The 11474-nt window shown below is 59.1% G+C and carries 12 protein-coding genes and 1 rRNA gene; all 13 read left to right on the forward strand.

From position 1 onward, the window contains the following. The first annotated feature begins 65 nt into the window (after window positions 1-65). Entirely contained in the window at window positions 66-1472 is a 1407-nt protein-coding gene (locus FOI68_RS16290; protein WP_143863753.1) for a UbiD family decarboxylase, read from the forward strand. Window positions 1473-1714: 242 nt separating this feature from the next. Beyond that, complete coding sequence (locus FOI68_RS16295) at window positions 1715-3358, forward strand: PhoX family protein (RefSeq protein ID WP_044898854.1); 1644 nt, start codon at window positions 1715-1717, stop codon at window positions 3356-3358. A gap of 23 nt (window positions 3359-3381) precedes the next feature. Beyond that, a complete protein-coding gene (gene tatA, locus FOI68_RS16300; RefSeq protein WP_029097955.1) occupies window positions 3382-3594 on the forward strand; it encodes a twin-arginine translocase TatA/TatE family subunit in 213 nt (70 codons plus the stop codon). A gap of 107 nt (window positions 3595-3701) precedes the next feature. Next, window positions 3702-4424, forward strand: a complete 723-nt coding sequence (gene tatC, locus FOI68_RS16305) for a twin-arginine translocase subunit TatC (RefSeq protein ID WP_143863744.1) — start codon at window positions 3702-3704, stop codon at window positions 4422-4424. 47 nt (window positions 4425-4471) lie between these two features. Next, complete coding sequence (gene pabC / locus FOI68_RS16310) at window positions 4472-5317, forward strand: aminodeoxychorismate lyase (protein ID WP_143863745.1); 846 nt, start codon at window positions 4472-4474, stop codon at window positions 5315-5317. 62 nt (window positions 5318-5379) lie between these two features. Then, the gene (gene folP / locus FOI68_RS16315) at window positions 5380-6576 is read left to right on the forward strand and encodes a dihydropteroate synthase (protein WP_143863746.1); all 1197 of its coding nucleotides are present in this window, start codon (window positions 5380-5382) and stop codon (window positions 6574-6576) included. Then, complete coding sequence (gene folB / locus FOI68_RS16320) at window positions 6569-6940, forward strand: dihydroneopterin aldolase (RefSeq protein WP_029097951.1); 372 nt, start codon at window positions 6569-6571, stop codon at window positions 6938-6940. The genes folP and folB overlap by 8 nt, the downstream gene beginning before the upstream one ends. Next, entirely contained in the window at window positions 6937-7467 is a 531-nt protein-coding gene (gene folK, locus FOI68_RS16325) for a 2-amino-4-hydroxy-6-hydroxymethyldihydropteridine diphosphokinase (RefSeq protein WP_044898853.1), read from the forward strand. Before folB ends, folK begins: the two co-directional genes overlap by 4 nt. Then, window positions 7419-7631, forward strand: a complete 213-nt coding sequence (locus FOI68_RS16330; protein WP_029097949.1) for a helix-turn-helix domain-containing protein — start codon at window positions 7419-7421, stop codon at window positions 7629-7631. Before folK ends, FOI68_RS16330 begins: the two co-directional genes overlap by 49 nt. 98 nt (window positions 7632-7729) lie before the next feature. After that, entirely contained in the window at window positions 7730-8758 is a 1029-nt protein-coding gene (gene dusB, locus FOI68_RS16335; protein ID WP_029097948.1) for a tRNA dihydrouridine synthase DusB, read from the forward strand. 205 nt (window positions 8759-8963) lie between these two features. After that, the gene (gene greA, locus FOI68_RS16340) at window positions 8964-9440 is read left to right on the forward strand and encodes a transcription elongation factor GreA (RefSeq protein WP_029097947.1); all 477 of its coding nucleotides are present in this window, start codon (window positions 8964-8966) and stop codon (window positions 9438-9440) included. 101 nt (window positions 9441-9541) lie between these two features. After that, complete coding sequence (gene lysS / locus FOI68_RS16345; protein WP_143863747.1) at window positions 9542-11062, forward strand: lysine--tRNA ligase; 1521 nt, start codon at window positions 9542-9544, stop codon at window positions 11060-11062. Between the two features lie 348 nt (window positions 11063-11410). Further along, window positions 11411-11474 (forward strand): 16S ribosomal RNA (locus FOI68_RS16350); the annotation flags it as partial.

Consider the following 11474-nt stretch of genomic DNA (forward strand, 5'->3'; position numbering starts at 1 on the left):
ACAGGAGGGGGCCGATGGTGAACGGAAGCATGATGATGGTGAGGGGATCGGAGGCTTGATCGTTGATGAGAGCAAAGACGTTTCGCACGTGGCTGGAATACCTGCAGGCGCAGGACCGGTTGGCCGTCATTGACAGACCGGTCAGCCTGCGGTTTGAGCTTGCCGCGTTGGCCAAAAAACTGGACGGCAGGAAAGCGGTCTTCTTTTCACAGGTGGACGATTACCAGGTGCCTGTGGTTTCGGGGATATGTTCGACGCGGGAACAATTTGCGGAAGCGTTGGAAACCGACCCGTACGGCCTTATCCCCAAGTTTGCGCAGGCGGTCGCCTCCCCCGTTCCCTGCCGGCAGGTAAAAAAGGAGGACGCTCCCGTAAAGGACCACATCCGGCTGGACGATATCGATCTGATGCGGATGCTTCCGATTCCCGTGCACCATGAGAAGGACGCGGGCAGCTACATCACCGCCGGCCTGTTTATCGTTCGCGACCCTGTTACCCGGAAGCAGAACGTGTCGATCCACCGTCTGCAGGTCTCCGGGAAAAACCGCCTGGGGGTTTTGCTCCTGCCCCGGCATACCTTTCATCTGTACAAACAGGCGGAGGAAGCGGGCAGACCGCTGGAATGCGCAATCGCCATCGGCGTCGATCCGGCTACGCTGCTGGCGTCGCAGGCGAGTACGCCGTTTGGGGTGGACGAACTGGAAATCGCAGGTGCGCTTCGCGGCGAACCGCTCGAAGTGGTGCGGTGCGAGACGGTCGACATCGACGTCCCGGCGTATGCGGAGATTGTGCTGGAAGGCCGGATACTCCCGAACGTTCGGGAACCGGAAGGGCCGTTCGGCGAGTTTCCCAAGTACTACGGTCCGCGCAGCGACAAGGAAGTCGTCGAAATTACAGCCGTGACCCATCGCAGCCATCCCATCTTTTACACGATTGTGCCGGCGGGGTATGAACATTTGCTGCTCGGCGGCATTCCGCGGGAGGCGAGCCTGTTCCAAACGATCCGGCAAACGGTTCCGAGCGTCAAGGCGGTCCATATGAGCCCCGGTGGAACGTGCCGCTACCACGCGGTGGTGTCCATCCAAAAAAGAAACGAGGGAGAAGGGAAAAACGCCATCGTTGCCGCACTGGCCAACAGCTTTGACATCAAACATGTGGTCGTCGTCGATGAAGACGTTGACATCTTCAACATGGAAGAGGTGGAATGGGCCGTCGCCACCCGCTTTCAGGCCGAGCGGGATTTGGTCGTGGTGCATGGGGCGCAGTCGTCCAGGCTGGACCCCTCGACCAAGGACGGCGTCGGGTCGAAAATGGGCTTGGACTGTACCGTTCCGTTGGGCAGTGAGCCGATGCGGTACCTGCGAATCAACATCCCCGGATACGAAGAGATCCGGTTGGAGGATTATTTGCGTCCGGGTGGCGGTACGCTTGGGGAAACCTATCTGGAAAGGGGAAAGAAAGCTGTTCGTTGAACAAGCGTGCAGGCAGCGGCCGATCATACCGGCGGGACGATGCAGCAAGGCGGGGCAGGTGAACGTTTGCGTTCCATCTGCCCCTTTTTCCGGTTCGCCGTTCATCATGCAGCACGCGCGGCGCACTCGAAAAAACCAAATATTAACACAATATTTATCCAGAATTAACCGTGTGTCGACGATCCGCTTGTACAATCGACGTAAAAGATCCGTAAAGATCCGAGTAAAGGAGCGAACGTGCAATGGACGTGAATCGTCGACAGTTTTTGACGTATCTCGGTGCGGGTACGGCAGCCCTGGCTTCTCTGGCGACCGGCATTCCGGCGCTGGCGGCAGGAGAATCGATCTCTGGCAAAACGGCTGACCACCTGTTCGGGCTGGAGGCGAAAACGCACAAGTTTTCCCCCAAATTCAAACCGATCCAGCCGACCACCAAGGACGACGTGGTGCTGCCCGACGGATTCCGATACGACGTCGTGGCCGTCTACGGCGACAGAATCAACAAGGCTGGCGACACGTTTGGCTTCAACGCCGACTTCACCTGTTTCCTGCCGATTGACGGCAGGGCGGACCACGGCCTCCTGTGGGTCAATCACGAGTATCTGGGCGAACTGGAATACTACGTCACCGGCTATGACGCGCTCAACGCCGATCCGAAAAACAACCAGCGGACTCCGGAGCAAATCAGGAAGTACCTGTATGCGCTGGGCGGTTCCGTGATCGAAGTGAAAAAGGAAAACGGCAGGTGGAAGCTGGTGAGCGACTCCACGTACGGCCGCCGCGTCAGCGGATTGACCAAACACGTGCTGACCGGTCCGGCCGCGTCCATCGCCAAGGAAGTCACCGGCACGTTCGCCAACTGCTCCGGCGGCGTGACGCTGTGGAACACCGTCCTCTCCTGCGAAGAGAACTTCCAGGACGTGGTGAACGACTGCAAGCTGCCGGACAGCCGCCACTACGGATGGGTGGTGGAGGTGGATCCGTTTGATCCGAATTCCACGCCGAAAAAGCATACCGCCCTGGGCCGTTTCTCCCATGAAAACACGGCCATGGTGATCGCTCCGACGGGACAGCTCGTCGTCTACATGGGCGACGACGCCAACGACCAATACGTGTACAAATACGTCTCCAAAGGCACGTTCGACCCGAAAGCGGGCAAACACAACTCCAGGCTGCTGGAAGAAGGTACGCTGTACGTGGCCAACTTCGGCAAGGGCGCATGGATCGCGCTGGACTATGCCTCCAACGAGGCGCTGCAAAAGGCAGCCGACAGCGAAGGCAAACCGCTGTTTGCCTCCCAGGTCGACGTGCTGGTCAACTGCCGCGATGCAGCCAAAGCCGTTGGTGCCACCCCGATGGACCGTCCGGAAGACGTCGAGGTGCATCCGATCGACGGCAGCGTCTTTATCTCGATGACGAACAACGCCAAGCACGGCAACTTCTACGGCCAGATCGTCCGCCTGTTTGAAAAGGACGGCAATCATGCCGGCACCGCGTTTACCTTTGAAATCTTTGCCGCCGGCGGTCCGCAGAGCGGTTTTGCCGCACCGGACAACCTGGCGTTCGACAGCGCGGGCAACCTCTGGGTGGTGACCGACATCTCGTCGTCGTCCATGAACAGCGGCATCTACACGACATTCGGCAACAACGGCGTCTACTTCATCCCGACCTCCGGTGCCCACAAAGGGGAAGCGGTGCAGTTCGCTTCTGCACCGGTCGGCGCGGAGATGACCGGCCCGTGGTTTACGCCGGACGAAACGACGCTGTTCCTCTCCGTGCAGCATCCGGGGGAAAACCTGACGTCCTACGACCGGCCGACCAGCCACTGGCCGAAAGGCGGCAGCGCGGTCGCTCTGCCCGGCGTCATTGCCATCACCGGCTTTTAATCCGCGAGGGAGTGTAGCCTGACATGTTATCCAGCATCGGCATCCCCGGGCTCATCTTGATCCTGATCATCGCCCTGGTCATCTTCGGGCCGAGCAAGCTGCCGGAGATCGGCCGCGCCTTTGGCCGGACGCTGACGGAGTTCAAGTCGGCGGCCAGGGACCTGACCAAAGACGACGATGAGGAAAAGAAAGCGAAGGGTCCGGACGTCTCCGCGAACAGCGGGGAGAAGCGTTGAAGTGAATCAAGTCAGCCATCCGGCACAAAAAGGTGGTGCGTCCCGTGCGCACTGCCTTTTTCCCTGTAGCGTGGCTTACCATGTCGCCTTGTGGAGGAGGGATACGCGTGCGCCAGGAGATGCCGTTTCTCGAACACCTGACCGACCTGCGCCGCCGCCTGATCATCGTTTTGTCTGCGTTTGTCGTCAGCCTGGTGACGTGCTTTTTGTTTGTCGACCATATCTACCGGTTCCTGGCCAGCCGCGCGACGGAAAAGCTGGCGGTTCTGGGGCCGGGCGACATCTTGGCCATTTATCTCAAGCTGGCCGGGGTAGGCGCGGTTGCCGTCACCATTCCGATCGCCGCGTACCAGGCGTGGCGGTTTGTCGTCCCCGCGCTGACGGAGCGGGAGCGAACGGTGGCGCTGATGTACATTCCCGCCCTGTTTCTGCTCTTTTTGTTCGGCTTGGGCTTTGCCTATTTCGTGCTGTTCCCGATGATGTACCGCTTTGTCCTGGGACTGTCCAACGGCAGCTTTGACCTGGTGATTACAGCCAACGACTACTTTACGTTCATGCTGAACATCTGTCTGCCGTTCGGGTTCCTGTTCGAACTGCCGGTGGCGGTGCTGTTTCTCAGCCATCTGGGCCTGCTCAACCCGCACCGGCTGGCCCGCATGCGCAAGCCGGCCTACTTTTTGCTCTGCGTCGTCTCCATTGCCATCACGCCGCCCGACTTCGTCTCCGACGTGCTGGTGATTGTGCCGCTGATCGTCCTCTACGAGCTCTCCGTCACCATCTCCCGGGTGGTTCACCGCAAACGGGTCGCGGAAGGAGCGCTGAACGGGTAGAAATGTGGTATGATGCTCTCGAATACGGATTTTCGGGAGCGAGCGCGATGCATGTCTACGTAAACGGAACGATCATGCCTGCGGAAAAGGCGTCGGTGTCCGTCCTGGATCACGGTTTCCTGTACGGGATTGGCCTGTTTGAAACGGTGCGCGTGTACCAGCGACGCCTCTTTCTGTGGGACGACCATTACGCCCGGCTCAGCTCCGGGCTTTTGGCGCTGCGCATCAAAGCGCCGTGGACGGCGGAGGAACTGGCCGACGCGATCCTGCGGACGGCGGACGCCAACGGGCTGGAAGACGCGTATGTGCGGCTCAGCGTGACGGCGGGTCCGGAGGGAGTCGGCCTGGCGGCGGACGGGTACGCGCGGCCGTCGCTGTTTATCTTTGCCAAGGAAGTGCCGCCCCTGGCGGAACCGCCCCGACCCAAGAAGCTGCAGACGCTGTCCGTACCGCGCCAGACTGCGGAGGGCCATCAGCGATTCAAATCGCACAACTATTTGAACAACGCGCTGGCCCGCCTGGAGCTGGGGGCGCAGCCGGACGTGGAAGGGCTGTTTTTGACGCGGGACGGCTATGTGGCGGAAGGCATCGTCAGCAACCTGTTTTGGGTGACGAACGGCCGGTTGTACACGCCTTCCACGGAGACAGGCATTCTCGACGGCGTGACGCGGCGGCATGTGCTGAACCTGGCGCGGCGGCTCGGCATCCTCGCGGAAGAGGGATGGTACCGGCCGGATGCGCTGGTGCAGGCGGACGAAGTGTTTGTGACCAACTCGGTGCAGGAGATCGTGCCGGTGAGTGAAATCGACGGCCGACCGGTGCCGGCTCCGTACGGGGAACACACCCGTGCCCTGCGCCGCGCCTACCGCGAATCGGTAGCGTCCGGTGGGTAAGTATGGTATGCTATCAATCAACATGCCACCTTGTCATGGCAACGTGAAGGGGAGCTAGGCAGATGAAGCACAATCCATTCGTGATACATGGCCGGAGCCGGGCCGAACTGGCGGCGGAACTGTCCGGCCGAAACGTGAGCGAGTCCGACCTGGCGCGGCTGGCCGATGCGGGAGAACCGCTGTTGATCCACCTGGAGCGGCTGGCGCTGGCGGCTGCAGGACTGCTGCGGACAAGCGTACAGGCGTGCGGAGGCGATGCGGTCGTTCTCGACAATCCGGCTGCGTCCGGATTGTCCGACGTCATCATCCAGGCGACGCGAGGCCAGTTGGAGGGCCTGATGCACCGTCTGCCGGATCAGGAAGGCGGCCTGCGGGAAGCGGTCGAGGAAGTGCGGGAGCTGATGGCCATGCGTCGGCAGCTTCAGCAGCGCCGGGAGCTGGTCTGCGGCCGTTACGTGCTGCCGTTGGGACAGCGGACCCTGGTGATGGGGATTTTGAATGTGACGCCCGACTCGTTTTCCGACGGCGGCCGTTACGTGGACCTGGATCAGGCGGTTGCCCGGGCCCTCGCGATGGTGGAAGCGGGAGCGGACATCATCGACATCGGCGGGGAGTCGACGCGTCCCGGCGCTGCGGAGGTAGGGCTGGAGGAAGAGCTGGAGCGCGTCATGCCGGTCATCCGCGCGCTGGTGGAGGAAGTGCCGGTCCCGCTGTCCATTGACACCTACAAGTCCGAAGTGGCGGAGCAGGCAATCAGAGCCGGCGCCCACATCATCAACGACGTCTGGGGAGCCAAAAGGGACCGGCGGATCGCCCAGGTTGCCGCGCGCTACGATGTTCCGATCATTTTGATGCACAACCGGGAGGACATGGCCTACACCCGCTTCTTCAGCGACATGGTGCGCGATCTGCGGGAATCGGTCCGCATCGCGCGGGAGGCTGGCGTCCGCGACGAGCAGATCATCCTCGATCCGGGGATCGGGTTTGCCAAAACGCTGGACCACAACCTGGAGGCGATGCGCCGCCTGGACGATCTGGTCGCGCTCGGCTATCCGGTGCTGCTCGGCACGTCGCGCAAATCGATGATCGGCAAGGTGCTCGACCTGCCGGTTCATGACCGGGTGGAGGGTACGGCTGCCACCGTTGCCCTGGGCGTGGCGAAGGGCTGCCACATCGTCCGGGTGCACGACGTCAAGGAAATGAAGCGCGTCGTCGCGATGATGGACGCGATGTGCAAGGGAGGCCTCCCTGTTGGATAAAATCTACTTCAACCGCATGTCGTTTTACGGCTATCACGGCGTTTTCGAGGCGGAGGCGCAGCTTGGACAGCGCTTTTACGTTGATCTGGTGCTGTCGTTGGACTTGTCCCGCGCCGGAGCCAGCGACGATCTAAACGATACGGTCAATTACGCCGATATCTTTGATTGTGTTCGAAAAATCGTCGAAACAGAGCGATACAACCTGGTGGAAGCGTTGACGGCCCGCATTGCCGGCCAACTGCTGCAGTCGTTTCCGATCGCGGAAGTGACCGTGAGAGTGACGAAGCCCAACCCGCCCATCAACGGCCAGTACGACTCGGTTGCCATCGAGATGACGCGCAGAAGAGAGGACAGGAACGCATGACGGTACGGTCGTATCTCGCCCTCGGTTCCAACCTGGGGGACCGGGCGGACAACTTGCGGCAGGCAGTGCAGAAGCTAAACGGACGGAAGGGCATCCGCGTCGTGCGGGTCTCGCCCGTGTACGAAACCGATCCGGTCGGGTACGTGGAGCAGGACGCGTTCCTGAACATGGCGGTCGCGGTGGAAACGGACCTGTCCCCGGAAAAACTGCTGGAGGAAGCGCTGGCGGTGGAACGGGAACTGGGACGGGTGCGCACCGTCCGCTGGGGGCCGCGCACGATCGACATTGACGTGCTGCTGTACGGCCGCCAAGCGGTGAAACAGGAACACCTGGTCATTCCCCATCCGGCGATGGCGGAGCGGGCATTTGTCCTGATCCCGCTGCGCGACGTCTGGGAGGGAGGGCCGCTTCCCGTATTCGGCCGGACCGTCGAAGACCTTCTCGGGTTGTTGCCGCAGGATGACAAGGGGGTACGAAAATGGGGAACAATCGATTGGGCAATCGCATTCGGTCATTCCGGAAGCTGAAGGGGTACACGCAGCAAACCCTGGCCGACAAGATGGGCGTGTCCCTGTCGTTTGTCGGTTCACTGGAGAGGGGCACCCGCACGCCGACCGAACCGGTGCTGCGCAAAATCGCCAGCACTTTACAGGTGGACTACGAAGAATTATGTGCTATAAATAATAAATGACCTTTTGGATGGGTCTGACGCTCTCCGCATCACCCGCCCGCGCACGTATGCGGCGCAGAGGTCACCTGTACCTTGCGGGAAAAGGAGGTTGAGTATAGATGAAAATCGGTAACATCGAACTGAAAAACAACGTCGTTCTTGCGCCGATGGCCGGGGTGTGCAATCCCGCTTTCCGCTTGATCGCCAAAGAGTTCGGCACCGGTCTGGTCTGTGCCGAAATGGTCAGCGACAAGGGAATCGTGCACGGCAACAAGAAGACGATGGATATGCTGTTTGTCGACGAACGGGAAAAGCCGTTGAGCCTGCAGATTTTTGGCGGGGACAAGGAAACGCTGGTGGAAGCGGCGAAGTATGTCGACAAGAATACCAACGCGGACATTATCGACATCAACATGGGCTGTCCGGTCCCCAAGATCGTGAACTGCGACGCCGGCGCCCGGCTGCTGCTGGACCCGAACAAGATTTACGAGGTCGTCTCGGCGGTCGTCGATGCCGTGGACAAACCGGTCACGGTCAAAATGCGCCTGGGCTGGGACGACGAGCATTTGTACGCGATTGAAAACGCCCAGGCGGTGGAGCGTGCGGGCGCCCAGGCGATTGCCGTCCACGGCCGCACCCGCGTGCAGATGTACAAGGGCAAAGCCGATTGGAACTGGATTCGCCGCGTCAAGGAAGCGGTCTCCATTCCCGTGATCGGCAACGGCGACGTCGCGACGCCCGAAGATGCGCGCCGCATGCTGGACATGACCGGCTGCGACGGCGTCATGATCGGCCGCGCCGCTTTGGGCAATCCGTGGATGCTGTACCGCACCGTTCAGTACCTGACCAAAGGGGAACTGCCGCCGGAGCCGACAGCCCGCGAAAAGGTGGAGATTTGCCTGCTGCACGCGCAGCGGCTGATCGCCTTGAAGGGACCGCGCGTCGGCGTCCTGGAGATGCGCAAGCACGCGGCCTGGTACCTGAAAGGCCTGAAAGGGGCCACCCATACCAAGAACCTGATCAATGCCGTGGAGACGGAGGAGGAACTGCGCCGCATCCTGATGGACTACGTCGAATGGGTGGAAAACCACGCCGACGATCTCGACGAAGCGGACGTCTCCGTGCAGGAAGAAGCCGTCAGCTATTAACATCCCAGACATTGACAAGGGTTCCTTCATATCCTATAATACGTCGTATTATCAGGACTCAAGCTGCCAGTTCAACCTGGCAGCTTTCCCTATGAAGCCTCATGAGCATGCACGTTCGAGCTGTATATTGTATAGAACATCTACATATAATCCTTTGTACTTTACCAGGTGCGAAGGAATTATCTGTAAACGGGGGAATTGAACCATGTCGGAAAAAGAAGTGATTCTTACACCAGAAGGTTTGGCGAAACTGGAACAAGAGCTTGAGGATTTGAAAACGGTTAAACGAAAAGAGGTAGCGGCGCGGATCAAGGAAGCGATCAGCTATGGCGATATTAGCGAGAACTCCGAGTACGAAGAGGCGAAAAACGAGCAGGCCTTTATCGAAGGGCGCATTCTGACGCTGGAAAAAATGCTGCGCAACGCCCGCATCATCACCAACGAGGATGTGGACACCGGAGTGGTGAGCGTCGGCTCCACCGTCAAGCTGAAAGACCTGGAGTTTGGCGACATCGTCGAGTACACCATCGTCGGTTCCGCCGAATCCGATCCGATGAACAACAAGATCTCCAACGAATCTCCGGTGGGCCAGGCTCTGCTGGGCAAGGCCAAAGGAGCCATCGTCGACGTGCAGGTGCCGGCCGGCGTCATTCAATACGAGATTCTCGACATTAACTTGTAATTCGGAACCACAAGGCGTACCTTAGAAAAAGGGTACGCCGTATCGCTATTTTCCGGACGCCCGTTTCCCGATTGAGTTTTTTGCGAGGAGTGAACAAAGCAATGAGCAACGAGCAAGACCTGCAGCAAGCAGAACAGCAACAGGAAAGCCTTCACGAGCTGCTGCAAGTGCGTCACGACAAGATGAACCAACTGCGCGAATGGGGAATCGATCCGTTCGGCAAAAAATTTGAACAAACCCATCACGCGGCCGACATCGTCAACCGTTTCGGCGGCAAAACCAAGGAAGAGCTGGAAGCGGAAGGACATGTCGTCACCATTGCCGGCCGTCTGATGGCCAAACGGGAGATGGGCAAGGCCAGCTTTGCCCAATTGCTGGACCGCTCCGGCCAGATCCAAATCTACGTGCGTCTGGACACGGTGGGCGAAGAATCCTACAAGGTGTTCGAACTCTGCGACATCGGCGATCTGATCGGCGTCAGCGGCGTCGTGTTTAAAACCAAGACAGGCGAACTGAGCGTCAAGGTAAAAGAGCTTACCTTCCTGACCAAGTCGCTTCGCCCGCTGCCAGAAAAGTATCACGGTCTGAAAGATATCGAGACCCGCTATCGCAAACGCTACGTGGATCTGATCGTCAATCCGGAAGTGCGCGACACGTTCATCACGCGCAGCCGCATCTTGACCTCGATGCGCCGTTATTTGGACAACCTCGGGTTCCTCGAAGTGGAGACGCCCACGCTGCACGCCATCGCCGGCGGTGCGGCAGCCCGTCCGTTCATCACGCACCACAACGCGCTGGACATGCAGTTGTACATGCGGATCGCCATCGAGCTTCACCTGAAGCGGCTGATCGTTGGCGGTCTGGAAAAGGTGTACGAGATTGGCCGCGTCTACCGCAACGAGGGCATTTCCACCCGCCACAATCCCGAGTTCACGATGATCGAGCTGTACCAGGCGTATGCCGATTTTGAAGACATCATGAAGCTGACCGAAGAGATGATCGCACACATCGCCCAGGAGGTGCTGGGGACCACCAAGATCCGCTACCAGGGACATGAGGTGGACCTGACGCCGAAGTGGCGCCGCGTGCACATGGTCGACCTGATCAAGGAACACGTCGGGGTAGACTTCTGGAAGGAAATGAGCGACGAAGAGGCGCGCGCCATCGCCAAGGAACACGGCGTGGACGTGGAGCCGCATCATACCTTTGGCCACGTGGTCAACGAGTTCTTCGAACAAAAAGTAGAGGAAAAGCTGATTCAGCCCACGTTTGTGTATGGTCATCCGGTGGCGATTTCCCCGCTGGCCAAGAAAAACGAGCAGGATCCGCGCTTTACGGACCGCTTTGAGCTGTTTATCGTGGCCCGCGAACACGCCAACGCGTTTACCGAATTGAACGATCCGATCGACCAGCGCGAACGTTTTGAGGCCCAACTGTTGGAGAAGGCGGCCGGAAACGACGAAGCGCACGAAATGGACGAGGACTTTATCGAAGCGCTGGAGTACGGCATGCCGCCAACCGGGGGATTGGGCATCGGCATTGACCGCCTGGTGATGCTGCTGACCGACTCGCCGTCCATTCGCGATGTGCTGCTGTTCCCGCATATGCGCGCTCGCGACTAGGAAGACGCAGGGAAAACCGTCCGGGATTGCCGGGCGGTTTTCCATTTTTTTCACTTGCATGCGAGAAGGTTTGGTGGTATATTACTTTTCGTTCTCTTCTTGTGTGAAGGGATGCACCGAAAACCGCAAAAATTACCACTTGTCATACTCGATATAATGTGGTAGATTAATAAGGTCGCTGTTGGACAAGAAAATGCGAATGTGAATGCAAAAACTTGTTGACAGCAATCTGACAACCTGATATAATAAAGAGGTTGTTGTAAAAAAATGTTCCTTGAAAACTGAACAGCGAAAGCGTTGAACGAGCCTAGCAATTCTTTTTCTTGAAGCTAATGATTCAACTCAACTTTATTGGAGAGTTTGATCCTGGCTCAGGACGAACGCTGGCGGCGTGCCTAATACATGCAAGTCG

It is taken from the genome of Brevibacillus sp. LEMMJ03, assembly GCF_007197875.1.
Classification (GTDB): domain Bacteria; phylum Bacillota; class Bacilli; order Brevibacillales; family Brevibacillaceae; genus Brevibacillus; species Brevibacillus thermoruber.

Excerpts from the sequence above, each read along its gene's own strand:
- FOI68_RS16290 (WP_143863753.1), top strand. The coding sequence starts at position 66 with ATGAGAGCAAAGACGTTTCGCACGTGGCTGGAATACCTGCAGGCGCAG.
- FOI68_RS16295 (WP_044898854.1), top strand. The coding sequence starts at position 1,715 with ATGGACGTGAATCGTCGACAGTTTTTGACGTATCTCGGTGCGGGTACG.
- tatA (WP_029097955.1), top strand. The coding sequence starts at position 3,382 with ATGTTATCCAGCATCGGCATCCCCGGGCTCATCTTGATCCTGATCATC.
- pabC (WP_143863745.1), top strand. The coding sequence starts at position 4,472 with ATGCATGTCTACGTAAACGGAACGATCATGCCTGCGGAAAAGGCGTCG.
- folP (WP_143863746.1), top strand. The coding sequence starts at position 5,380 with ATGAAGCACAATCCATTCGTGATACATGGCCGGAGCCGGGCCGAACTG.
- folK (WP_044898853.1), top strand. The coding sequence starts at position 6,937 with ATGACGGTACGGTCGTATCTCGCCCTCGGTTCCAACCTGGGGGACCGG.
- FOI68_RS16330 (WP_029097949.1), top strand. The coding sequence starts at position 7,419 with ATGGGGAACAATCGATTGGGCAATCGCATTCGGTCATTCCGGAAGCTG.
- dusB (WP_029097948.1), top strand. The coding sequence starts at position 7,730 with ATGAAAATCGGTAACATCGAACTGAAAAACAACGTCGTTCTTGCGCCG.
- greA (WP_029097947.1), top strand. The coding sequence starts at position 8,964 with ATGTCGGAAAAAGAAGTGATTCTTACACCAGAAGGTTTGGCGAAACTG.
- lysS (WP_143863747.1), top strand. The coding sequence starts at position 9,542 with ATGAGCAACGAGCAAGACCTGCAGCAAGCAGAACAGCAACAGGAAAGC.